Annotated in this window: 19 protein-coding genes and 1 pseudogene; 10 read left to right on the top strand and 10 right to left on the bottom strand. The window is 38.8% G+C overall.

What is annotated here, in order from left to right; genetic code table 11:
- Positions 1-204: 204 nt before the first annotated feature.
- From AC1M9H_RS05180 to AC1M9H_RS05190, 3 genes are all read left to right on the top strand, one after another.
- Positions 205-1425, top strand: a complete 1221-nt coding sequence (locus AC1M9H_RS05180; RefSeq protein ID WP_481612904.1) for a GGDEF domain-containing protein — start codon at positions 205-207, stop codon at positions 1423-1425.
- Between the two features lie 41 nt (positions 1426-1466).
- Positions 1467-2726: a glutaminase gene (locus AC1M9H_RS05185; protein WP_481612905.1), complete on the top strand. Its 1260-nt coding sequence runs from the start codon at positions 1467-1469 to the stop codon at positions 2724-2726.
- Positions 2727-2796: 70 nt separating this feature from the next.
- Complete coding sequence (locus AC1M9H_RS05190) at positions 2797-3090, top strand: cold shock domain-containing protein (RefSeq protein WP_481586536.1); 294 nt, start codon at positions 2797-2799, stop codon at positions 3088-3090.
- A 72-nt stretch (positions 3091-3162) separates the two neighbouring features.
- Here AC1M9H_RS05190 and dhaK read toward each other — a convergent pair whose 3' ends face one another.
- A complete protein-coding gene (gene dhaK / locus AC1M9H_RS05195) occupies positions 3163-4893 on the bottom strand; it encodes a dihydroxyacetone kinase subunit DhaK (protein ID WP_481612906.1) in 1731 nt (576 codons plus the stop codon).
- Between the two features lie 157 nt (positions 4894-5050).
- On the opposite strand from dhaK, the gene AC1M9H_RS05200 reads away from it, so the two are divergent.
- Positions 5051-5425 carry a hypothetical protein gene (locus tag AC1M9H_RS05200; RefSeq protein WP_481612907.1) on the top strand — a complete coding sequence of 125 codons (375 nt, stop codon included), beginning with the start codon at positions 5051-5053 and terminating at the stop codon, positions 5423-5425.
- An 11-nt stretch (positions 5426-5436) separates the two neighbouring features.
- Positions 5437-5694: pseudogene (locus AC1M9H_RS05205) on the top strand (endonuclease domain-containing protein); the annotation flags it as partial.
- A gap of 131 nt (positions 5695-5825) precedes the next feature.
- Here AC1M9H_RS05205 and AC1M9H_RS05210 read toward each other — a convergent pair.
- From AC1M9H_RS05210 to metH, 3 genes are all read right to left on the bottom strand, one after another.
- Positions 5826-6293 (bottom strand): hypothetical protein, encoded by a 468-nt coding sequence (locus AC1M9H_RS05210; RefSeq protein ID WP_481612908.1) that lies wholly within the window; start codon positions 6291-6293, stop codon positions 5826-5828.
- 4 nt (positions 6294-6297) lie between these two features.
- The gene (locus AC1M9H_RS05215; RefSeq protein WP_481612909.1) at positions 6298-6804 is read right to left on the bottom strand and encodes a YfbU family protein; all 507 of its coding nucleotides are present in this window, start codon (positions 6802-6804) and stop codon (positions 6298-6300) included.
- A gap of 135 nt (positions 6805-6939) precedes the next feature.
- On the bottom strand, positions 6940-10626 hold the full coding sequence (metH, locus tag AC1M9H_RS05220) for a methionine synthase (RefSeq protein WP_481612910.1): 3687 nt from the start codon (positions 10624-10626) through the stop codon (positions 6940-6942).
- Between the two features lie 458 nt (positions 10627-11084).
- On the opposite strand from metH, the gene AC1M9H_RS05225 reads away from it, so the two are divergent.
- Positions 11085-12707, top strand: a complete 1623-nt coding sequence (locus AC1M9H_RS05225; protein ID WP_035269616.1) for an inorganic phosphate transporter — start codon at positions 11085-11087, stop codon at positions 12705-12707.
- Positions 12708-12781: 74 nt separating this feature from the next.
- On the opposite strand, the gene AC1M9H_RS05230 is transcribed toward AC1M9H_RS05225, so the two are convergent.
- From AC1M9H_RS05230 to AC1M9H_RS05240, 3 genes are all read right to left on the bottom strand, one after another.
- Positions 12782-14323, bottom strand: coding sequence for a hypothetical protein (locus tag AC1M9H_RS05230; protein WP_481586531.1), 1542 nt, complete (start codon positions 14321-14323; stop codon positions 12782-12784).
- A gap of 158 nt (positions 14324-14481) precedes the next feature.
- Positions 14482-15435: an ABC transporter substrate-binding protein gene (locus tag AC1M9H_RS05235; protein WP_481612911.1), complete on the bottom strand. Its 954-nt coding sequence runs from the start codon at positions 15433-15435 to the stop codon at positions 14482-14484.
- Between the two features lie 156 nt (positions 15436-15591).
- On the bottom strand, positions 15592-16209 hold the full coding sequence (locus AC1M9H_RS05240) for a rhomboid family intramembrane serine protease (protein WP_481612912.1): 618 nt from the start codon (positions 16207-16209) through the stop codon (positions 15592-15594).
- A gap of 159 nt (positions 16210-16368) precedes the next feature.
- On the opposite strand from AC1M9H_RS05240, the gene nfuA reads away from it, so the two are divergent.
- The 3 genes from nfuA to AC1M9H_RS05255 all read left to right on the top strand — a co-directional run bounded on the left by nfuA (position 16369) and on the right by AC1M9H_RS05255 (position 20830).
- Positions 16369-17007: a Fe-S biogenesis protein NfuA gene (gene nfuA, locus AC1M9H_RS05245; RefSeq protein ID WP_035269609.1), complete on the top strand. Its 639-nt coding sequence runs from the start codon at positions 16369-16371 to the stop codon at positions 17005-17007.
- Between the two features lie 222 nt (positions 17008-17229).
- Entirely contained in the window at positions 17230-19488 is a 2259-nt protein-coding gene (locus AC1M9H_RS05250) for a TonB-dependent receptor domain-containing protein (RefSeq protein ID WP_481612913.1), read from the top strand.
- Between the two features lie 91 nt (positions 19489-19579).
- Entirely contained in the window at positions 19580-20830 is a 1251-nt protein-coding gene (locus tag AC1M9H_RS05255; protein WP_481612914.1) for a class I SAM-dependent methyltransferase, read from the top strand.
- A 28-nt stretch (positions 20831-20858) separates the two neighbouring features.
- Here AC1M9H_RS05255 and AC1M9H_RS05260 read toward each other — a convergent pair whose 3' ends face one another.
- On the bottom strand, positions 20859-21860 hold the full coding sequence (locus AC1M9H_RS05260) for a hypothetical protein (RefSeq protein WP_481612915.1): 1002 nt from the start codon (positions 21858-21860) through the stop codon (positions 20859-20861).
- A 17-nt stretch (positions 21861-21877) separates the two neighbouring features.
- Positions 21878-22888, bottom strand: a complete 1011-nt coding sequence (locus AC1M9H_RS05265) for an alpha/beta fold hydrolase (RefSeq protein ID WP_481612916.1) — start codon at positions 22886-22888, stop codon at positions 21878-21880.
- Between the two features lie 321 nt (positions 22889-23209).
- Here AC1M9H_RS05265 and AC1M9H_RS05270 point away from each other — a divergent pair, with 321 nt between their 5' ends.
- Positions 23210-23824: a carbonic anhydrase gene (locus AC1M9H_RS05270; protein ID WP_035266649.1), complete on the top strand. Its 615-nt coding sequence runs from the start codon at positions 23210-23212 to the stop codon at positions 23822-23824.
- 76 nt (positions 23825-23900) lie between these two features.
- Here the strand turns inward: AC1M9H_RS05270 and AC1M9H_RS05275 are convergent, their stop codons facing one another.
- A complete protein-coding gene (locus AC1M9H_RS05275) occupies positions 23901-24545 on the bottom strand; it encodes an arylesterase (RefSeq protein ID WP_481612917.1) in 645 nt (214 codons plus the stop codon).
- Positions 24546-24573: the final 28 nt, after the last annotated feature.

Here is a 24573-nt window from a genome sequence, read left to right on the forward strand (position 1 = left end):
TTGGTACTACTAACTATAGAGAAACATACGCTTAGGTTTTTTTTATAGCAATGCTTTTGTTTTGGTCAGTGATCATCAAATTCATACCATAAATTGATCTGAACGATAAAGCAGTCTTTTTAATGCTTAAAGCGCATTGACATGATCGCTGAATACATCCAAATTTTAATAAAAATAAATATGAATATTCGATAATACAATTAGATGATGACTCGAGAGAATGAAGTACAACAACAGCGCAGTTTATTGCAAGCTATCAAATATGTCTTGTTAGAATCTGATCGTTCTATTATTAACTGGTCCAACTTTAATAAAGGGATTCTGTTACTTATATTTGGGCTGTTGATGCTCATTGGTCATTGGTTGTGGTACTACCTAACTTTCCATTCAGAATATCAAATTTGGTTAGATCCAGAATATTATCCTCATCGGACATGGACCACATGTTTACAAGTGATTTTGACCACGTGTTTTCTGACGATCGCTTTAGTGCTTCGAAAAAATGCTACTGCTCGCCGAATCTTGGGCTATTTAATCCCCTTATTTTATGGATTGATTGTCATTTTTTCAGGATACACGGTTGGGATTTATAGTCCTGCGGTGATGGCGGGAACGGTCAATATTGTATTAATTGGTTTTGTGTTATATGAACAGCGCATCATCTATAGCGTCTCTTTTATTATTGCTTGTATTATCGTGTGGTTGGCAGTACTGACGGCCAATGGTCAACTGACTTATGCACCATTATTTAGTGATGCACTGAATCAATCTAATTTGTATGCCAATCCTTTTTGGCTGAAAAGTATGGCGGTACTATATTTACCCATACTGTTGTGCTCAGCAGTTTTTTTTGAGTTGATCTTGTCGCAGTGGAGACGACGTGAGCGTAAGATTGAAATACTAAGTCAGAAAGATGCGTTAACCAACCTCTATAACCGTCGTTACATCAATCAGTTTACTAGTAAGTTAATTCAACAAAATCGCAGCTTTGCTTTCATCATCTTAGATCTCGATTTCTTCAAGCAGATTAATGACAATTATGGTCATGATGTTGGTGATCTTGTACTTAAACGTATTGCTCTCATTTTAAAACAGCAAACACGAGAAGAGGATATAGTGGGACGACTCGGTGGTGAAGAGTTTGTTCTAGTACTTAAAGATGGTGATATCGACGAAGCATTAATCATCGCAGAACGCTGCCGTCGAACGATCGAAAGTGAAAAAATTGAGATTAGCCCAGCGACTTTTATTCAAGTGACCGCAAGCTTTGGCGTGGCGATGTCACAAAATTTACCACATCTATACACAGACGAAGTAAAGCAAAGGATTTATAGTGCAGCGGATAAAGCACTATATCTTGCAAAGCAGAATGGTCGTAATCAAGTCAGATGTGACACGATATCGACAGCTGAATTTGAAATTTGAGATCTTATTTTGGGTCTCGATTGATCACCAAGAGAATAAAAATGAAGACACCTGTACCTGATTATCTTGCCCATGTATTGGACCAATGTCATGCGAATACCGAAGGAGCATTGGCTGACTATATTCCAGAACTGGCAGCTGCCAATCCAAATCGTATCGCTTTAGCACTTTCAACCATTGATGGTACGATTTATTCTTCAGGGGATGATGAGGTTGAGTTCACGATTCAATCAATGTCTAAACCATTTGCTTATGCATTAGCGATTCAAGAACATGGTTTGGCTCAGGTATTAGAAAAAGTTGGTGTTGAACCTTCGGGGGAAGCATTTAATCAAATCTCATTAGAAAAAGAACGATCGATTCCTAAGAACCCAATGATTAACTCGGGTGCGATTACGACACATTCTTTATTACCTCATAAAAAGACTGTTTCTCGTGCAGAACATTTACGACGTTTCTTGAGTGAACTGTGTGGGCGTGAGTTAACCTTTGATGAGCAAGTCTATCAATCTGAACTCAAAACAGCATTTCGTAATCTTTCGATTGGATATATGTTGCGTACCGTCGGCGTGCTAGAAGAAGACCCAGAACTGATTGTTCATGGTTATATTCAACAGTGTGCGATTAAAGTCTCCGTGAAAGATTTAGCGCGAATGGGCAGTGTGTTGGCGAATGGCGGAAAAGACCCTGTTACGGGAAAACGTATTTTAGATCGTCAGGTATGTCGTCAGGTACTTAGCGTCATGATGACGTGTGGTATGTACGATGCAGCTGGAGATTGGTTGACCACCGTTGGTATTCCTGCCAAAAGTGGTGTGGCAGGGGGGATCATTGGTGTCTTACCAGGTCAGGTTGGAATTGCGGTTTTTTCGCCTAAATTAGACAGCCATGGCAACAGTGTTCGAGGTGTGGAAATCTTTGAACGTCTATCAAGTGATATGGGATTACATTTGATGGAGGGAACCCCTTCAGCACAAACCATTATCCAAAGTCGCCGTGAGTATGATGATGGCATGGTGGTATATGAGCTACGTGGTGTCTTACAATTTACAGAGACTGAAATGTTCTTGCGTGAGTTACAGAATGAGCCTGTAGGTAAAAATAAAGTAGTGCTTGATCTTACACATCTGACTTTAATCCATGATGTCGGTGCTCGAATGTTATTTGAAGGTGTGAAACGTCTACAGGATGATGGTCACATAGTGGTGGTCTTAGATGCGGAATCATTGTTATCGGAACAACAAAGTAAAGGACACAAACGCGTCATTGTCCAACAGCACTTGCATGATTATTTAAAGTAATCAGCAAAGATGATGCGCTTTAAGATGCGTGTATAATATTGAAAATTGTATACCGTTTTTTGGGAATGTTATGAAGTCTGAAGTCCAGCAAGGAAAAATTAAAATTTATCATGCCGATAAAGGTTTTGGTTTTATTGGTGGTGCAGGTGAGGATATTTTTTTCCACATTTCTGACTTTCCTGCAGATGAAGGTGAGCCAAAACGCAATGACCGAGTCAAATTTCAGGTTGTTGAAAATCAAGGTAAATTAAAAGCTGTCAAAATTCAACGTGTAGCTGACCAGTCAGCGAAAGCGAAGAAGTCTCGTGTGGCATCACATAATCAGGCGATTACCAGCGCATTATTATCAAGTTTTAAAAAATAAAAAGCAAAAAAAGCCCTGAATCATCAGGGCTTTTTTACATAACTAATCAATCATTTATGTCATGTTTAGATGTTATTTTAGATGATCAGCAATATCGGTAAAAATCACACCTAAACCATATGCACCTGCATCAGGATAGCCTAAGCTACGATCCCCGACAGTACCTGCACGACCCATACGTGCAACAATCTCTTTGGTCGATTCTGCGCCTTGAACAGCAGCTTGAGCACCTAAGATAAAGTTTTCCTTAAAGCTTTTGTCGGTGTTGGCTGACCATGAATCTGCGCATGGCACGAGCGCATCAATGAGAGTTTTATCTCCCACTACCGCGCCACGTCCAAATGAACGTTCACCTGTGGTTTGAATACCTTTTACTGAGGCTTGCAGCATATCGGCAAAATCTGCCACGCTTAACGTGGTTTTACCTTGAATGGCTTTACTTGCGGCACGAAATGCAGAACCCCAGATGGGACCTGATGCACCGCCACAATGTTCCATGATGATCATGGAGCTATTGAGTAAGAATTCATCCATCTGCTGTGCTTGGATCAAGCTTTGCCATTCTTTCTTGAGTTGTTTAAAGCCTTTAGCCACACTCATGCCGAAGTCACCATCGCCTGCGTGTGCGTCTAACTCACAAAATGGCACTTCATTTTTAATAATACAGGCAGCCATGACATCGACCACATAGCGCATGTTTTCAATGGTGAATTGCTCATTTTGAATTTCAGCATGTTCTGCTGCAGTTTCAACTTCGCTATTGCCTTGATGTTGGGTAGCCGTATCTTTTATCGCAAACTCAATGGCTAAAGCAGGTGAACCATCAAGTTTAAAGGCAGGGGTGTTAGCTTCTGCATCTAAGTATGTTTTGAGTTCATCATCCAATTCAAGTAATGAAATGGATGCACCATTCATGTCGATACTGGTCATGTAGTTGCCGACAAAGGTACGGTAAATTTTAATGCCCTTATGTGCAAGTTGTGCGCATACATCATGGTTAAACAGATACAGTTCTTGCATTGGGGTAGAACCAAAGCCATTGATCAATACTGCAACTTCTTTCATGTCTGGACGATCTAAAAACAGGTCATCGACCATACGTTGTGCCAGTTCTTTTGCTGGCAAGATTTTTTCACGACGGATGCCTGGTTCACCATGAATACCGACGCCGTATTCCATTTCATCATCGGCAAGGGTAAAAGTTGGTGTACCTTTGGCGGGAACAGTACATGAGCTATAGGCAAAACCTAAACTGATGACATTGTCAGCCGCTTTCTGTGCCACCGCTTTAACTTCACTCAGCTCTAAGCCTTTTGATGCTGCTGCGCCTGCAATTTTATGGACAAAGATTGTGCCTGCGACACCACGACGACCGACGGTATATAAACTATCTTTAACCGCAATGTCATCTGCAACTTTCACAAAGTCGACTTGAATTCCGTCTTCAGCGGCTAAGGCTGCACCATTCTGGAAATTCATCATATCGCCAGAATAGTTTTTGATGATCATCAACACGCCTTTGTCGGTTGCGACGTGTTGCAGTGCTTTATAGACCTGAATTTGTGAAGGCGATGCAAAGACATCGCCACATACCGCAGCGTCTAACATGCCTTTACCGACAAAGCCCGCATGTGCAGGTTCGTGCCCGCTACCACCACCACTGATGAGAGCAACATTGTTATGTTTTTCTTTTCTTGAAATGATTTTGTGTGATTCAGTGAATGCAAGTTCTGGGTGTGCCAAGACAAAGCCTTTGCACATGTCGACAACCAAGTTTTCAGGGTGGTTGATGAGTTTTTTCATTGAAACACCAGGATATATTAATTTGGGAGAATATTAATTTCGTATTATAAGATGTAATGGTATTTGAAGTATGTAAATGAAAGATATTTGAACTATAAATTTTTTACAGCCTACACTCATATTTTATAGATACAGATAATGATTTAGAGAAAAAATTATGCATTCTGAGGATCATTTTAGTAAAGAACTATTTGATGTTTTAGCTCAGCAATATATCGATTTGAATTTAACGATCGAGATAGCTCGAAACAAAGAAATTATTATTAGGGAATTTAATGGGAAAAGATTTCATGTTGATTTCAACTTAGTGATCGAAATAGGTCAAAACAATGAGATCATTATTCTGGTATTCAGTGGTGAAAAGTTTCTTTTGAGGGTGAAATATGATTATGGATCTTTTGATTTTGGTACGGAGGTTCATGAGTATCATTATCATAAACAATATTTAAGACAATGGAGGAGTGCCTCAAGTCGAGAAACTATTTATGAGCATCTAGACCGATTTGGAAATTTATATGAAAAAATTTTTTGAAGTTTTAATTGCTTAATAATAAGCAAATATTGGGTTTGCCGTTTTATCGGCAAAAGCCAATTTTAAATTACATCGTAGATTTTTACTGTCCTGCTGTGAATTTGGTTATTGAGTGTGATGGTAGTCAGCATTTTACGGAAGATGGTTTAGAAGCAGATCGGATTCGGGATGAAGCTTTGGCTCAACTTGGGCTTAAAGTGCTGAGATTTGATAATGGGCAGGTAGTGGTGTTGATTGATGGTGTAGTGGAAGTAGTTTATCAGTTTTGTTTAAAAGAAATTTCTAAAGAATCTCCTAAAATCCCTCTTTGGAAAAGAGGGGCTTTGTGCGAATTTGATTCCGGTTGTGGATTCGTGTGTTCCTCCCTTTTTAAAGGGAGGTTAGGAGGGATTAAATTATTTTATGGAGATGGAATAGATGTTGAAGGATCAAAGTGATTTTCTAATTCATTGAGTTTATCGTACAAAGGTTTGCCTTTGGACATTAAAGCGGCTGTGTCTATAACAGTAGCCTTTGAAAACTGAATCAATAAACTATCCAACTCTTCAATAACTTCATCTATTTTAAGATATTTAATGTTGAGAGAACTTTTATTACGGCGTAACGCTGAGACCAAATCTTGTACTTTTTTACAAGTATTGGAGTGTGATTTGGCTGTTAACCCCTTTATGCTTGACTCAGTACAGCCTGAGCCAAACTTTTGCATGTCTCCAACAGCTATTCTCAAGCAACTATGTATTTCTTGCTTTTTTACTATCTGAAAATATGTTTTAACAGTAGTGAAATATTTTTTAGCTTTCAAAGTGGAAATAACAGTAAAAATCGTACAAATGAGAGAAATTATCGTCAAGCCAGTATCTAATTCCATAATTTTATGCTTCAAGAATCTTTAATATTTGTTCTTCAGTTAACTCATAGCTTTTATGCATTTCATCCCTCCATACAGTCAACATTTTTAGATATCTACCAAGCATTTTACTATGTGAGTTAAATGAATGATTGGGATTACCATATAAAAGCTCATCAAAACGCCCTAATTTTTTTATAAAAAAATTCGTGTATCTCATATATTGACCTTCTTCATTTCCATCGAAACCTCTGAAAGTTAGATTGTAATGAGCAGAAATTTTAGGAGAATCTATTTTTTCGGAACTGAAAGTTATAGCTCTATACATATCTAATATATCTAAAACTTTCTGACATTCCTCTTTAGGCATATCTTGGCTCAAATATTCGAAACACCACGAGTAATGTAAACTATAACCATCTTCTAATGCTTCTCTTAGTTCGGCATAGTGTTGTTGTAATTCTGGATAGAGTTTTTCTAATATTAAATATTGATGGATTAAACTGAGTCTTTCAACTTTTGAAAGTTCCATTCGCTTGATTATCCTATCTATCATAAAACTATGAATTTAAGTATAAAAAATCCCCTTATACAAGGGGATTTTTAGTTCCCTCCTTTATTAAAGGAGGTGAGAAGCATTGCTTCGTAAAGAGGATTCTCGCATCAATTAAACAATCGAATCATCCAAATTCGGCGCTAACCAACGTTTTGCCTCATCCAAGGTCCAACCTTTACGCTTCGCATAATCTTCCAACTGATCGCCAGAGATTTTACCCACGTTAAAGTATTCTGTTTCAGGGTTGGCGTAGTAGAAACCGCTGACTGATGAAGGTGGCCACATTGCAAAGCTACTGGTTAAGTAAGTTCCGATCTTATCAGTCGTACCTAACCAATCAAACAGCGGCGCTTTTTCAGAATGTTCAGGACAAGCAGGGTAGCCCGGTGCAGGACGAATACCCACATACTTCTCTTTGATCAACTCTTCATTTGAAAGCTGTTCATCCGCTTGGTAGCCCCAGAACTCTTTACGAATACGTTGGTGCAAGTGTTCAGCAAATGCTTCTGCAAAACGGTCACCCAAGGCTTGAACCATAATCGCGTTATAGTCATCACCTTTGGCTTTGTATTCTTGCGAAAGTTCTTCCGCACCAAAGATCGATACAGTGAAACCACCCAAATAATCTTGCGCCACGTCTTTCGGCGCTACAAAGTCAGCCAGTGAGAAATTCGCTTTACCTGTGACTTTGTCAGACTGCTGACGAATATGCTCAAAGGTATGCGTCACATTGCCATTTTCATCCGTTACCGCAACAGTATCCGCTGCAACACGGTTGGCAGGGTAAAGACTAAAAGTAGCGCGCGCATCGAAACGTTTATTTTCGATAATGTCTTTGAGCATTGCTTGTGCTTGTTCAAACAAATCACGTGCGGCTTCACCGACGACTTCATCTTCAAGGATTTTCGGGAATTTACCCGCCAAACTCCAAGAAATAAAGAATGGTGTCCAGTCAAAATACTCAACCAAAGTTTCTAATGGATAGTTGGTGAAAGTTTCAGAACCAATGAAGTTTGGTTTTACTGGCGCATGCTTTTCAAAGTCAATTTTGAAGCCATTTTCAACCGATTCAGCATAAGAAAGTTTTGCTGCTTTCGGTTGTTTGTTGGCAAGACGCGTACGGATTTTTTCATAATCCGCCGCATAATCCGCTGCCAATTGTGGCTTCATATCAGCAGATAAAAGTTGTGTTGCAACACCGACTGCACGAGATGCATCGGCAGTGTAGTACACACCATCATTGTGATATTGCGGTGCAATCTTCACAGCGGTATGTGCTTTAGACGTGGTCGCACCACCAATCATGAGTGGAATGTTAAAACCTTTACGTTGCATTTCTTTGGCAACAAATACCATTTCATCCAATGACGGTGTGATCAAACCTGATAAACCGATGATGTCAACTTTTTCATCAATCGCAGTTTGTAAGATTTTCTCACAAGGTACCATCACGCCAAGGTCAACGATGTCATAACCGTTACAGCCAAGTACCACACCCACGATGTTTTTACCGATGTCGTGTACGTCGCCTTTAACAGTAGCAAGCAAGATTTTACCTTTGGCTTCACCTTGGGTTTTTTCTGCTTCAATAAATGGGTTCAACCAAGCCACGGCTTGTTTCATCACACGTGCAGATTTCACCACCTGAGGTAGGAACATTTTGCCGGCACCGAACAAGTCGCCAACCACGTTCATCCCTGCCATGAGTGGACCTTCGATCACATCAAGTGGACGAGCTGATTTTAAACGTGCTTCTTCGGTATCTTCATCAATATAAGTCGTAATACCTTTTACAAGCGCGTATTCAAGACGTTTTTCAACAGGTTCATTACGCCATTCAAGGTTTTCTTCAGCTTTTTGCGCGCCTGCTTGACCACGGTATTTTTCAGCCACTGCAAGGAGTTTTTCTGTTGCTTCTTGACCGCTTGCACCTTGGTTGCGGTTTAACACCACATCTTCAACCGCTTCTTTTAATTCGGCATCAATGTCATCATAAATCGCAAGCTGACCTGCGTTGACGATCCCCATGGTTAAACCTTGTTGAATGCCGTGATATAAGAACACCGCATGGATCGCTTCACGAACAGGTTCGTTACCACGGAATGAGAACGATACGTTTGAGATCCCGCCTGACACCATCGCGTTTGGAAGGTTTTGTTTAATCCAACCGGTTGCTTCAATGAAGTCCACACCGTAGTTGTTGTGTTCTTCAATACCTGTTGCGACCGCAAACACGTTCGGGTCAAAAATAATATCTTCAGATGGGAAACCCACTTCGTTGACTAAGACATCATAAGAGCGCTTACAGATTTCTTTTTTACGTTCAGCAGTATCCGCCTGACCGTTTTCATCAAACGCCATGACAATCACTGCCGCACCGTATTGACGGCATAGGCGAGCACGTTCTACAAACTCGTCATAACCTTCTTTTAAGGAAATTGAGTTTACAACCGCTTTACCTTGGACGCATTTCAAACCTGCTTCAATGATCTCCCATTTAGAAGAATCCAGCATGATTGGCACACGTGAAATATCAGGCTCAGACGCGATCAGATTCAGGAAATGCACCATCGCTTCTTGCGAATCGAGCATACCTTCATCCATGTTGATGTCGATGATTTGCGCACCGGCTTCAACTTGTTGACGTGCCACATCTAAAGCTTCAGTGAAGTTACCTTCTTTAATCAGGCGTAAGAATTTTTTAGAACCTGTCACGTTGGTACGTTCACCGACGTTCACAAACAATGAATCTTTGGTGATGTTGAATGGCTCTAAACCACTTAAACGACATGCAGGTTCAATTTCAGGGATTTGACGCGGTGCAATACCTTCAACCGCTTGCGCAATCGCACGAATATGATCCGGCGTCGTACCACAACAACCACCCGTAATGTTAATTAAGCCACTTTCAGCAAATTCTTTAATAAATGCTGCAGTTTCTTCAGGAGTTTCATCATAACCACCGAAGGCATTTGGTAAGCCTGCGTTTGGATGCGCTGAAACAAAAGTATCCGCAACGTCAGACACGGTTTTGACGTGTGGACGCATCGCATCTGCACCCAGTGCACAGTTAAAGCCAATCGATAAAGGCTCTGCATGGCGCATTGAGTTCCAGAATGCTTCTGCGGTTTGACCTGTGAGTGTACGGCCAGATGCATCGGTAATGGTGCCCGAAATCATAATTGGCAGTTCGTAACCAATTTCTTTAAACACTTCTTTCACTGCAAAGATCGCAGCTTTGGCATTTAGGGTATCGAAGACCGTTTCAATCAAGATGATATCTGCACCACCTTCAATCAATGCCTTAGTCGCTTCAATGTAGTTAACTTTTAACTCATCAAAGGTGATGTTACGGAATGCCGGATCATTTACATTTGGTGAAATTGAAGTGGTACGTGACGTTGGTCCTAATACGCCCGCGACAAAACGTGGCTTTTCAGGTGTTGAGTATTTTTTACATGCTTCTTTGGCAATTCGAGCTGCTTCACGGTTAATCTCAGGAACCAAATCTTCCATATGGTAGTCAGACATTGAAACACGTGTTCCATTGAACGAGTTAGTTTCAATAATATCTGCACCAGCTTCAAGATAAGCTTCATGAATGCCTTGAATAATCTGTGGCTGAGTTAGAACCAATAAGTCGTTATTACCCTTAAGGTCGTAGGCCCAATCCTCAAAACGTTCACCACGGTAATCAGCTTCTTCCAATTTGTGGCGTTGGATCATGGTACCCATTGCACCATCAATAATCAGGATACGTTTGGCAAGAAGCGCTTTTAAGGTGGCGAGGGTAGACATCAAATGACTCTCACAAAAATCTGCACAAATAATGGTGCAATATTTTAGCAGAGTTACGTCCACTTTTCTGATAAATAAAAATTTATGAACCTATTCCCAAAAAATTAAGGATGAATTTCATCCATCGACTACGATGATCAACCTATCAAAACTGTAACTGTCTATATTTCATCATGTTGTCATAATCTAATGTAATAATAACTGCCGTTGTAACAAATGTGACAGTGATGTCATCTTTATTTCATCTATTTAATTACCGATTGAAATAAAGATTAAAGACGAGGGTTTTGTATTAACTATCTGATTATTATTGTTAAATTTTGAATATTGGTTGCTTTTAAAGTTTAATTTTCTTAAATAAGTGTCGTTTGGATGACTTATATGACAGCTCTTTGTCATATAATTGTAATAATTAAATTGAACAATAGAGGGGATATTTATCCTCTTTCTCTGCTTGCATGAATTCTAATCAAACTCCAGTTTCAGATTCAGCACAATCGTCAACGCCTATGCAGTCGACGAATGTTCACGTGCCAACGCCGAAATTCTTTATGCCAGTGTTCCTTACACTGATTGTTTCAACCTTGATTTACATTGGTTTTCAGTTGGCTGCTGATTTATCTCATGTGCCTGCTTTAAATCTTTATGCTGTGATCATGTTGGCCACGGCATTGTTTATCGCATTGGGTTTCGAGTTCGTTAACGGTTTCCATGACACGGCCAATGCTGTGGCAACGGTCATTTATACCAACGCTTTATCTGCACCTGTCGCTGTAATGTGGGCAGGCTTCTGTAACTTCCTTGGCGTAATGGTCGCAAGTGGTGCAGTTGCCTACGGTATTATCGCGCTATTGCCTGTTGAATTGATTATGAACGTCGGTTCAGGTGCTGGTTTTGCCATGGTCTTTGCCATGTTGATTGCCGCAATCGTATGGAACTTAGGAACTTGGTTCCTCGGTATCCCTGCTTCTAGCTCTCATACACTGATCGGTTCGATTTTAGGTGTGGGCATCATGAACTACATCTTAAACGCAGGTAATGGTGCGTCAGGTGTAGACATGGAACAGGTGATGAAAGTGGGTAAAGCACTTTTATTCTCACCATTAATCGGTTTTGCATTTGCGGCTGTATTGTTCTTATTGGTTAAAAAAATCTTTAAGAAACAAGTGGAATTATTCCAACCACCAGAAGGGAATAAACCGCCGCCGCCACTTATTCGTGCCATTTTGATTTTCACGTGTACCGGTGTAAGTTTTGCACACGGCTCAAATGATGGTCAAAAAGGTATGGGTCTGATTATGTTGATTCTGATCGGGATCGTGCCATTGGCATACTCTTTAAACAAGAGTCTAGATCAACAACATATCCAAACGTTTGGTCAGTTATCTGCTCAAACTGCTGATTTGATTTATCCAAATCACCAAGATATTCCAGATGAAAAAGCGCGTGAAATTATCACGTCATATATCCAAACCAAAGAAATCACGCCTGAAGTTGTGCCAGCTTTGGCAAGTTTAACGGATCATTTAGGTGAAAAAGTAGGAAGCTACACATCCATTAAAGATGTTCCTGAAGATCAAGTGGCTGAATTCCGTAATGATATGTACCTCAGCACGACTGCATTCAAGCGTTTAGATAAAGCAGAAGCTTTACCTGCCATGACTGAAGCGCAAGAAAAAACAGTGGACAACTACCGTGATAACTTAGATTCATTCCTTCAATACATTCCAACATGGGTGAAAGTTGCGACTGCATTGGCATTAGGTCTAGGGACGATGGTAGGCTGGAAACGTATTGTTGTTACCGTTGGTGAGCGTATTGGTAAACAACACATGACTTATGGTCAGGGGATGTCTGCAGAGTTAGTTGCAATGTCAACGATTGCTGCTGCTGATGGCTTTGGTATGCCAGTGTCAACAACACATGTTTTAAACTCTGCTGTAGCAGGTACGATGGTTGCGAATAAGTCGGGCTTAAACTTCCAAATGGTTCGCACAATTTTATCAGCGTGGATTTTCACACTGCCAGCAACAATCTGTTTATCAGGTGGTTTATTCTGGTTGTTCCTTCAGTTCACCTGATTGAATTCAATACTTAAAGACTAAAAAAGCGCTGAACAATCAGCGCTTTTTTTATGATCAATTGTTTATGACGCTTATTTTTGGAATTTAGACCAAAGTTTTTTCAAGGGGAGTTTTTCCTCAGCAAAACCATATAATGCGGCAAATGGTAGGGCGGTGCGTGCGAGATATGCTACACGCCATAATCCACCATGATTAGCACCATGCATGATTAAGTCTAATGGATGATTGAGGGCGATGTCAGGATTGGCAACCGACTGTGGGTTTCTCAAATCATGAATCCACAACGCAGCCATAATCGCATTGGTCGTCGCCGGTTCAAATGCTTCAACATCAAACAAATTGGCACCATTGAAAGCAGCTTTTAATAATGGGTTTTTGGTTACCGAATGTGTAGTGGTCGATGGAGCAATATTAATGCTGACACGTTGACCTTGTGACCGTGCTAACGTAGCGCGCCATTGTTGAATCCTTTTCGCCAACGCATAATTTGGACCTTGTTCAACCACAAGACAGTCGCAGATCCCATACTGTTTATCATGACATTGGAATAAGCGTTCTTCATTTTGTTTGAAAAAATAATCACGAGAGACAGTCGAAATACTCTTGGACAGAATATTTTCAAGTTTAGAGCGTGATTTAAACTTATCTAATCCACCTTGAATAACTTCCTGTGGTACAGCGTAGACGTCAGTGGGCGTACACATATACATTAAACTGGTATTGGATTTTTGTTGGCTGACATGTTGCATAATGGCATCCATCGCCATAGAAACACGAACGTGCTTTTCGCCATCTAAATACGCAATCGCGGCAAGATCTAAGTCTCGATCAAACTGGGTGAGCCAATGTGCAATCTCAGGGGTATCTGTTAATAAGTTAACGCCTAAACGCTCTGCAGCTTCACGTATAGATGCAGATGAATCTATTGATTCGACACTTGGAGCGTATAAGGTCGCATTGCCTTGCAGAACAGTATTCAAAATCTTTGTCCATACTCGCTCATGATTTAAATCAAGCGCCACGATATTGGCTTTCCATTTCGCCAGCCAAGGTAAAGGTCCTGCTTCAGAAGCTGCACCAAACAGCACCATTGTTCGATCCGAAAGGTCAAACCACTCTGGATGCTGCACACACGCTTGTAGTGCCTGTGCATGTGATGCTTCTATAATACCTCGGTCTAACCAAAGTTGAATTTGGTCGAGTAGGGCTTGACCTTCTAAATTTTTACCCTGATAAGGTACAAACCATTGCGGCTCAGCATTAGAGTTTCCTTGAAGTGTGTAGGTATTTAAATCTTTTGATTTAAGATTCATCACTTCATTCAATGCATGTGTATGTTGATCACGTTGAAAACTAAATTCTTCATAAGCTTGTTGAAGTCCATCTTGAGCGATGCGCAGCGCAGCTTCAGGTGATGAGAGCCCACATTCTACCAACCGTTTAAAATGAATCGGATAGGATTTTCGCCAATTCTTTTCATTGATAACTGCATCAGCGTATTCTGGCTGAATCTGTTGTAATGCCGCACTGACGATGCGTTGGCCTGATTTTGAACTGCTGGGTTTAGAGGACGTGTTAGAGGAAAATTGTAAACCATCAGGTTGATTAGACATGCAAAAAATCTCAAAAAAAAATGAATAAATTCGCGGATGCCTACATTATCCTGACAAAATTAATGATCTAGGTGGCATTAATTACCAGATATTGATTGAATTATTACGAGATATTTCTAAAAAAGGAAGCCGAAGGCTTCCTTTATAAACAAAATCAATTATTTAGTATTTTTTATACCATTGATCAATTCTTCTAACATAAATGCAGTGTTATCTAAGCCAGCGCCCGTTAAATACCAGGCATCGGCATTAATAAAGATGACACGATTCTCTTTGGCTGCTTGACTATTCTTGAGTAATGGATGTGATTGAATATGTTGTTTCGCAGCATAGTTTTGCGTGTTTACAGCACCACGGTCTAACACAATGATGAAATCAGGATTTTGTTTAATTGCTTGTACTAGACGCTCTAAATTGCGTTGCGCGGCAGCAAGAGCTTCTGGTGAGTTTGGAGCAGGTCGAGCACTTGAGGCTTGAGGTGCTGCAGGCGGTACCACTGACTTTAAGCCAGAAATATCATAGGTAAATCCAAATCTTTCATTCTTTGCATGCGGTATAAAATTATCACCCATGGCAAAAAGCATCAGGCCGGATTTGCCTTTAGTGAGTTGTTTAAGTTGTGCTTGAAGGGCATAGACATGATCTAATTTAGATTGTGCGAGTTGTTCCTTATTAAACATTTTTGCTAAAAAAAGTGTGCGATTTTTCAGGTCTTGATTGAAGTTTTGAGTATCAGGCCAGAGGTTGATTGCAGGTGCAATTTTTTTGACCTCATTTAATTTTGCAGCAGAACGCCCGCCGACAATGATGAGATCTGGCTTTTGTTCTTTTAATAAGGTTTGGTTGGGTTCAAATAAAGATCCAGCTTTTAAATATTGTTTGTCATTAAATTTTTTCAAAGCACCAACAAAAGTAGTTTCGGGTACGATTGATGCTTGAATACCTAAAGCATTCAGTGTATCCAACGCGGATAGTTCGTAAACGGCCAGCTTCTGTGGTGTATTTTGAAGTTGAATAGTTTGATCTAGATAAGTGAATTGATCAGGTTGAGCATATGAAACAAAGGCGCTGAATGAAAGAATGAGTGCCAATGGAAGTTTAATGTAAGTCATATCAATACCTCGTGGTTTGATAAAAGCTTAACATGAATGTATAAATGATAATCATTATCATTGTTAAGTTTGTGTTTTTGATTTATTTAACAGCATCAATTTTGAATTTAAGGGTATTTGTGCGGAGTGTTTTAACCCTCCGCAATGATCAAAGGATTAGAAAGGTAGTTGAAGCAACTTGCTGAAGAAATGTGGAATAATTCGAGGTTCAATCAATATCGTAACTACGACACCGTAGGCTGCACCCCATAAATGTGCACTGTGGTTGATGTTACTGTTTCCACGTTTACCTGACCAAATACTATAAGCAATATAAAGCACGGCAAAAATAATGGCTGGAACTGGAATAAAGAAGACAAATATCAGTTTCCATGGTTGAAATAAAATATAAGCAAACAAGACTGCTGATACTGCTCCAGAGGCACCTAGACTTGCCCAGCGGTGATCATTTTTATGTTTTAAATAGCTTGGAATAATTGCCGCGATTAAACCGCCTAAATAGAACAGAACAAATCCGAGTTCATATAAGTATTGTCGATAAAAACTCTCAATTACACTTCCAAAGAAAAAGAGTGTGATCATATTGAACAGTAGATGTGTTCCATCTGCATGTATAAAACCATGCGTGATAAATCGATCGTATTGACCTTTCTGCATGGCTGGAGGCCAAAAAATCAAACGATTCATAATATTTTGATTGGAAAATGCAACCAGTGAAACGGCAACCGTAATTAAAACGATGGTGACAGTATGATTAAAAGGTAAATCAAGCATATGGATAAGATTGAATAAATTGCTTTAATTCTGTTCATCATGCCATTTTTTTAAATTTAATTGTTATTAATATAATAATTCTGACAAATTTAGTTGAATTTTAAATATTACCCCCGATCTTCAGTTAAAATAGAGTCTTCAGCTTGAGGAAAAATTGTTATGTCGACTGAGAACACCAGCACTGCAGTTGCTGAAGAAATTCCAAATTTATTAATTACACCAACTGCGCAAGAGTATTTGTTTGAACTTTTAGAGAAGCAAAATACTCCTGGTATCGCGGTACGTGTTTTCGTAGAACATCCGGGTACACCACGTGCTGAATGCTGCATGGCATATAGTGCACCAGATGAAGTCGTTCCAACCGACTATAAACAAGAATATCCAAAATTTGCTGCATATATTGATACACCATCAATCCCATACTTATTGGATGCAGTGATTGATTACAACAAAGATCGCTTTGGTGGTCAGTTGACTTTCCGTGCACCTAACTCGAAAGTGCCACGTGTAGGTCCAGATGCATCGATTGAAGAACGTATAACCTATGTATTACAGTCGGAAATTAACCCTGGTTTAGCAGGGCATGGTGGAAACTGTGCATTGGTTGAAGTGGTTGAAGATGCTGAGCATGGTTTAACAGCGGTCTTGAAATTTGGTGGTGGCTGTCAAGGGTGTTCAGCAATTGATGTGACACTTAAACAAGGTGTTGAAGTTACGCTAAAACAGCATATCCCAGAGTTACAACGTGTTGTGGACCAGACAGACCACAGCCAATCAGAAGGCGCTTATATGAAATAAGTTGCCTTTAAATTTACAAAAGTTGATTTGAAAAGCTCCCATTAAAAGGGGGCTTTTTTTATGAAAACTGAACAAAATGAGTAATATCAATAAAATTGAAATGTAAAAACAAAAACTATAAATGAGAATAGTTATCATAATCTATTGCAAAGTGATTATCATTTGTTACAATGCGACACAATTCGAACAAGATCTCTCCACACATTCTTTGGTAATTACACAATGCAAAAGACATTTTTAAAATCTAAGTTAGCGTTTGCTGTCTTAACCACCATGTCGGTTTCAAGTTTTGCACAAGAGCAAATTGGTCAAGATACTAATGCAAAACAAGATACAACTAAGTTAAAAACAATTGTCGTAACTTCAGCGAGTGGTTATGAGCAAAATATAGCGGATGCTGCTGCTACGATTTCAGTGATTACTGCCGAAGAATTAGAAAAAAAATCTTATAGTGATGTAACTGATGCATTGAAAAATGTTCCAGGTGTATTTGTACAAGGCGGTGGAACGAACCAGACGATCTCCATTCGGGGTATGGGATCAGCTTATACCCTATTTTTAGTAGATGGACGTCCAATGAATGATGGTAGTCTTTTAACAACAAATGGGGGGGTTCAAGGAGCATCAGTAAACTTCTTACCGCCAATAGAATCGATTGAACGTATTGAAGTGATTCGAGGCCCGTCATCCTCTCTATATGGTTCTGATGCAATGGGTGGTGTAATTAACATCATTACTAAAAAGCATCAAGATCGTTTGACTGCAAGTATTCGAACAGAATATATCAAAGCTGGTAAATCGAATGACGTTAACAACGACGCAACCAATACCAGCTTGTATGTAAATGCACCATTAATTGATAAGCTTCTTTCGGTTCAAGTTACAGCTGGTCTTCAAACGATTGAAGAAAGTTCATTACAAAAAAATACAGCCGAAACAGGTGAGAGTGAACCAGATTTTCAAAAAACAAATCTAGGTACAAAGTTTGTTTTTACACCAGATGAAAAAAACACACTCACTGCTGAATATGTAAGAACTCAACAAGAGCGTACACACAACCCAGGTAAAAGTTATACCCAGTATGTTTCAGTAACGGGTCCTAAAGTTGATATTGATGGTAAAGATTTCGTTCTATCTAATGGAAATTATTATCCAGCATATAATACGAATAATCGTAATGATGATGGTGAGCTAATCTATCGTTCAGATGTCGTACCGAATACAGGGACTTACTCAGAATTAGAAAAAAATAATTTTAGCCTTACTCATGATGGTGAGTACGACAATCTAAAACTCACTTCTTACTTGCAATATGATAAAGATAAAAATAATGCAATTACAGGGCGTACTGTGGGTAAAGTTCAAAATCCAGGGGGGATTTTATTTGAGACTATCACAGCCAATACACAAGGAACGTACTTTTTCGAAGATCATAGTCTGACCATTGGCGGGCGATATTTAAAAGAAAATCTTGAGGATGGTACAAGTAACCAAAATGCAGCGATGGCTGGTAAAGTCACTAAAATGGATCGATATCAATGGTCAATTTTTGCAGAAGATACTTGGAATGTCAGTGATAAGTTAGCACTAACCTTAAGTGGTCGTTTCGATGAAAATGAGTTTTTTGGTGATAATTTCAGTCCAAAGGCATATGCAGTTTATAAAGCTACAGACAACGTGACTTTAAAAGGAGGTGTAATTTCAGGCTATAAAGCGCCGAGCTTACGTAATTCTTCTCCAGATTACATGCTGAACTCAATGGGCGGGGCAATTATGCCAAACCCAAATTTAAAGCCAGAAACCAGTTTAACGTATGAAACAGGTTTTGCATTCACTCATCCTGAATTGGGTTTATCTGCAAGTCTTATGGTCTATCAAACTGACTTTAACGATAAAATTACTCGATCTGGTCGTTTAGATGGTAGTAGACTTCCCCCAAAAAATGACGGTGAGCCGCCTTACACTCAATCTGAAATTAATGATTTCGTTGATAGCAGTGCTTTCTATCAGTCCAACCCTAATCTGCCATATAACGCAAATGGTTATACACTCAACTATAACATTGATAAAGCCGAAATTAGAGGGCTTGAACTGACCACAGATTACAACATCACAGATTACTTAAAATATAGACACTCTTATACATTCACAGATAGTGAGCAAAAATCTGGACAGTATGAAGGTAAACCATTGAATAATTTGCCTAAACATATGTTTAATGCAGGCTTAGATTGGGACTTTAATGATCAATTGTATTTATGGACTCAATTGAATTATCGTGGCAAAACAGTGGGTGATACCGATGGAGATAAAACACCAGCTTATACATTTGTAGATGTTGGAGCTGTGTATAAGTATAGTGACCAATTCCAGCTATCTACTGGTGTATATAATGTTGCAAACAAAAATGTACTGAAAGATGGAAATGATTGGGTGCTTGATGGTCGACGTTACAGCTTTGCCTTGAATTATAAGTTTTAATGTCTTGTGCTTGGAGTGAGAGCGAGAATCTGACTCCAAGCTTTGAATAGTCGAGTTTAGAAGGATAATAATGAAGCGCGTCGATGGCTATGTGGTTGACACCATCTATCCTATGTTTTTTTATCCAGAGATGCAGCCAATTTGGCTGAGTACAATCAGCCAATTTCAAGGTTATATAGCGCCAGATATATCTCAAAATTTTCGATATTTAGAGTTAGGTTGTGGTTGTGGTCTTAACTTGATTGTGGCAGCAATTGCAAATCCGCACGCTGAGTTTGTCGGAGTGGATTTTAATGACAAACACATACAACGAGCTACAGAGCTTGCTCAATCCTTACAGTTAAGCAATATAAGATTCTTAAATATAGACTTTGAAAAATTTAACAAAAATAATAATGAAGTGTTTGATTTCATTGTCTGTCATGGAGTGTATTCTTGGGTTTCTGAACACAATCAATATTTTATTAGGCAGATTCTAGATAAATCTTTAAAGGACCAAGGGCTATTCTATTTACACTATATGTGCTTTCCTGGATCCGCTACTTTACAGCCTATTCAAAAAATCTTTAACTTGGTTGATAAAAATACGTCTCAGCAATCTGCTCAAAGTATTGAATTGTCTACAGCACTAGTGAGTGAATTAAATCGGAGAGGCGCTTTTATTGGATATGACAAAATACAAGGAATTGTGAATACATTAAAAAATGATACCAATTATCTTGCTCACGAACTTTTAACTGATTATTGGCAACCCCTTTATAGTGTAGATGTACATGAGATTTTAAAGATCGAAGCTGATCTATCATATATTGGGAGTGCAGTTCCAACTGAAAACTTAGATTCGCTTAGCATTCCAATCGACTTGCAACAGTTGATATCAGATGTGAATATTTCGAATACAAAAGAGTATCTAAAAGATATTGCTCGGGATTCAAAGCAACGTATGGATTTGTTTCAAAAAAAATCAGTGAATTACCGTTTTGAAGACCATTTAGGAATTTTACATAAGATTAGATTAGATCTTATTCTTAACAATCAGCGATTGGATAATATTAATTTAAAAACATCAATTGGCCCAATTCAAGCTCCGAAGGAGGTGATCAGTGCCATTATTGAAAGTTTAAGAACTGGTTCTAAAACTTTTCAACAGTTACATCACCTTCCTTGTTTTCAGCAAAATTTAAAACTACTTGTTGAGAGTATATTTTTATTGATGAATTGCCATTATATCTATCCTATAAGCGAGCATAGAGAATCAAAGGACGTACGTAAAATAGAACGTCTCAATTCATGGCTGAGTGAGCATCAAATTCAGATTCAAATACCGACGACATATTTCTAATAAACCGCTCTAAGGAGCGGTTTTCTAATTAAGATGTGAGAATACTTAGTGCTGGTTCAGAATAGTAGAATTTTTCAAGATATACACGTGCACGTTGTTTAAGGTGTTCACTAGAAATCATATGCTTAATTACGGGGCAGAGTAGAGCACTTAATTCATTTTGAACAAGGCTTTCGTTGATATTGATATCTTGCATGATCAGATCAAAAGAGCGGTCTTGATTATGGCAATACCACGTGTAAATACCATCGTGTACTTGTTGCTTTAAATATTCAGTTTGACGGAGGTTGTCCCAAATATCATGTCCCATTGCCACAGTATTTGGTAGATCATTGATTTCAACATAGTTTTTAACAGCAGAGAGTGGGACTTGCTTTATTTTGTGCCAAAGATTGGCTTGAAAGTGGTATAGCTTATTATCATCAAAGTGTTGGTTAATCACTTGTTCGCTAATTTGACTGATCTTGATAATATTTTTTTGAAGATAATGTTTGACCGTATCATCAAGATTTGAATCAGTGACACTTTCAAGAACTGATTTCCCCATTTTCATAAAGCGGCCGACACCGGGTACTTTTTTATTCATCACTGAATTATCAATATAATCCTGAATAGAATGATGGATTAACTCGGTGAGCATACTCGAAAATGCGGGATTGTTCACAATACGTTTAATTAGAGCTTGGCGGTGAGAACTTTTAGATGAAATATAAAGTGCAATTCGATCAATGGTGTGAACCGAGATAATATCTTCGATTTGAGTCGTTTCATTAAGCGGATGAACCAACGCAAATCGAATATGCTCCGCAATCTGTTGAACGAGAGAATCAGTTGTAGGTGTATTTAGAATTTGTTTTTGAAGCAGTGCACTAATCGCCTCGAAAGACCAAATTTGCTTTAAAGGTTGTTTTCGAAACCATTGATAAAAATATAAAAATTCATTTTCAATGGTGTCATCTTGAGAAAATTCATGATCAAGAAATGCCAAATGTGCCTCAATCAACTGTTCGATTTTAGGATTTTTTTCCATGAAAATTCTCAATATCCTTAATTTGACGATGACGTTTTAACGGTATTCATCTTATTTAAAAAACTTAAGTAATGTTGCGCCACAAGATCAGGTGTTTCTACGATAGGTGTATGACCAATTTGATCTAATAGAATAGGGGGATGTGCTTTTTTTAAGGCGGTCCCTAATTCATGTGCAACTTCAACATTTACTATCTGATCTTGTTTTCCCCACAAAATCAATGTTTCAACCTCAATATTTTTTAACAATTGAGCAAATGATTCAACGGTGTACTGTTGATTGAGTTTAACAAGCTGATGAATCAACTCAGATGTATCCGCCGCGCGTTGAATAAGTGCTTGCTCTTGTTGTTTCTTGATTAAACTGGGTACGAAGGGAGCTTTATGCATAACTCTCCTAGAAACATAATTCAAGTCTCCAGGTTGTGAGATTAAAAGCTGCTTTAAATAAATTGGGTTATTGAGGAAGAATGTTTTGTTACTTCTGAATAATCCACCGGCACTGATCAGAAATAAACTTTTCATTTCTTGAGGATATTTAGCAGCATACATCAGTCCGATTGATCCACCGACAGAGTGACCCGCTAGATTAAGCTGGTTTTCAATGCGTAATGCTTCTGCAAAACGACGTAACTGTTCAGTCAGATGAGGAAGTGATAAGTCAAATCCCTTTGGTGTTAGCGTTTGTCCACTTCCAGGCAAGTCAACAATAATGACACGATATTGCTGTGTGAGATTCCGAGCGACATGATTCCAACTGTCTCGATTCATGCCTATACCATGAATTAGTAATAAGGCAGGTCGATCAGCAGGACCACCTTCGCTATAAGACCACACAACATCTCCGACGCGAATCGTTTTATTGGATAGTCCTGCCCAAGCACGTTCTTCATTTAAAACTTTTTGATAGTCGATAAATTTAACAGTATTTGCTCGAGTAGATGAGATACCGAGGCTGAGCATTAACGCGAGTAAAATGGAAAATAAATGTTGATGCTTCAATGTGGGTAAAGGAAGATGAACAAACATGCAGGTGAAATCCCTTAAAACAGGGCGACATTATAATCAAGTGACTTTTATAAAGTAGTAGTTAAAAGTAAAAAAATAAATCCTATTTTTGTGATAATTGGTTCTCGATTTAAATAAGTTTTACTTCATAAACATAAATTTAAGCGCTGAATCAGCTGCTAAAGTGTTTCAGTAAGGAATGATCATAATCATCAGATTTGAAGAAATTGAAGATATTTTTAGCAATTAACAAAAATTGTAACAGAGTTTAAATTTTGTCAGTGACAATCAAAAAGCACAGTATTAAAATTACCTCAAACCTTGATAAACCATGGATACAAGATGCTAACTGCACAAGAAGCTTTAGAACGTTTAAAAATTGGTAATCAACGTTTTGTTGAAGGTCAAACCAAGCATCAACGATTATTGACGCATCATGAGCGCGCTCAGATGGCTGAAACTCAAGAGCCATTTGCGATTGTATTAGGATGTTCTGATTCACGTGTTCCAGCTGAAATGGTTTTTGATCAGGGCTTAGGTGATTTATTTGTTATTCGTGTAGCAGGCAATATCGTAGCTCCATCTCAAGTTGGAAGTGTGGAGTTTGCAGCCGAAAGTTTTAATTGTCCTTTAGTGATTGTATTGGGTCATACACATTGCGGCGCAATCGACTCAACGATTGAAGCATTACGTAATCCTCAACAACCGCCATCTGTTAATTTGATGTCTATTGTCAATCGCGTACGTCCATCAGTCGAAATTTTAATGCAAACTGAGTTAAAAGATGATTTGAAAAAGCTTTCAGTACACGCGGTTCGCTCAAATGTTTTTGCTTCAGTTAACCAGTTGCGCCATGGTTCTGCGGTGTTGGAAAACTTGATTGCACAAGGTAAATTAAAAGTTGTAGGTGCAGAATACTCACTTGAAACAGGTGAAGTTACATTCTTTGACTTCTAATATCAGCATTTTAAAAAAGCCAGCTTAAGCTGGCTTTTTTATTGATTGGGATTTATGGATCTCTATGTCTATAACTTTATAGAGCGCCTTTAATGTAAGGATATGCATTATTTAAGAGTTTAGGTTGAGCTTGTTCATTAGGATGAATCAGATCTTTTTGCATGAGTTTATTATTTCCAGCAACACCTTCTAGAAAAAAAGGGAGCAACTTCACATTAAATTGCTGGCTCACAACCCTATAATTATTTTCAAAGGCTTTGCTATAGGCTGAGCCATAGTTTGGAGGAATCTTCATGCCAAATATGAGTACTTTGGCATTAGATTTTTGGCTCAATTGAACTAATCGAGTTAGGTTTTGTTGAATCATTTTTGGAGGTTGACCTCGTAAACCGTCATTACCTCCCAATTCAATTACGACAATATCTGGTTTGTGTGTTTGAAGCAATTTGGGCAAACGTGCTAATGCACCACTGGTTGTTTCACCGCTGACACTTGCATTGACCACTCGATGTTGTTTCGGATACTGTTGATCAAGACGTTTTTGCAAAAGATTGACCCAACCTTTCTCGGTAGGCACGCCGTAACCAGCACTTAAACTATCACCAAGAATAAGGATAGTTTTTGCAAAGCTATTGATCGGTAAAAGAAACAGACAACTGCAGATAAATAAAAAGGCAGTTTTTCTCAACGTAACAATATTTAAACTTTGACTGATTTGCATAAAGGCTTTCTATGGTTCGTAATGACTC

The organism is Acinetobacter sp. ANC_7512, from assembly GCF_056779935.1.

Bases quoted from the DNA above. Each gene is read 5' to 3' on its own strand.
- AC1M9H_RS05240 (WP_481612912.1), bottom strand. From the start codon at position 16,209: ATGCTTGATTTACCTTTTAATCATACTGTCACCATCGTTTTAATTACG.
- nfuA (WP_035269609.1), top strand. From the start codon at position 16,369: ATGTCGACTGAGAACACCAGCACTGCAGTTGCTGAAGAAATTCCAAAT.
- AC1M9H_RS05210 (WP_481612908.1), bottom strand. From the start codon at position 6,293: ATGGAATTAGATACTGGCTTGACGATAATTTCTCTCATTTGTACGATT.
- AC1M9H_RS05235 (WP_481612911.1), bottom strand. From the start codon at position 15,435: ATGACTTACATTAAACTTCCATTGGCACTCATTCTTTCATTCAGCGCC.
- AC1M9H_RS05200 (WP_481612907.1), top strand. From the start codon at position 5,051: ATGCATTCTGAGGATCATTTTAGTAAAGAACTATTTGATGTTTTAGCT.
- AC1M9H_RS05225 (WP_035269616.1), top strand. From the start codon at position 11,085: ATGAATTCTAATCAAACTCCAGTTTCAGATTCAGCACAATCGTCAACG.
- dhaK (WP_481612906.1), bottom strand. From the start codon at position 4,893: ATGAAAAAACTCATCAACCACCCTGAAAACTTGGTTGTCGACATGTGC.
- AC1M9H_RS05215 (WP_481612909.1), bottom strand. From the start codon at position 6,804: ATGGAACTTTCAAAAGTTGAAAGACTCAGTTTAATCCATCAATATTTA.
- AC1M9H_RS05260 (WP_481612915.1), bottom strand. From the start codon at position 21,860: ATGGAAAAAAATCCTAAAATCGAACAGTTGATTGAGGCACATTTGGCA.
- AC1M9H_RS05180 (WP_481612904.1), top strand. From the start codon at position 205: ATGATGACTCGAGAGAATGAAGTACAACAACAGCGCAGTTTATTGCAA.
- metH (WP_481612910.1), bottom strand. From the start codon at position 10,626: ATGTCTACCCTCGCCACCTTAAAAGCGCTTCTTGCCAAACGTATCCTG.
- AC1M9H_RS05230 (WP_481586531.1), bottom strand. From the start codon at position 14,323: ATGTCTAATCAACCTGATGGTTTACAATTTTCCTCTAACACGTCCTCT.
- AC1M9H_RS05190 (WP_481586536.1), top strand. From the start codon at position 2,797: ATGAAGTCTGAAGTCCAGCAAGGAAAAATTAAAATTTATCATGCCGAT.
- AC1M9H_RS05250 (WP_481612913.1), top strand. From the start codon at position 17,230: ATGCAAAAGACATTTTTAAAATCTAAGTTAGCGTTTGCTGTCTTAACC.
- AC1M9H_RS05275 (WP_481612917.1), bottom strand. From the start codon at position 24,545: ATGCAAATCAGTCAAAGTTTAAATATTGTTACGTTGAGAAAAACTGCC.
- AC1M9H_RS05265 (WP_481612916.1), bottom strand. From the start codon at position 22,888: ATGTTTGTTCATCTTCCTTTACCCACATTGAAGCATCAACATTTATTT.
- AC1M9H_RS05185 (WP_481612905.1), top strand. From the start codon at position 1,467: ATGAAGACACCTGTACCTGATTATCTTGCCCATGTATTGGACCAATGT.
- AC1M9H_RS05270 (WP_035266649.1), top strand. From the start codon at position 23,210: ATGCTAACTGCACAAGAAGCTTTAGAACGTTTAAAAATTGGTAATCAA.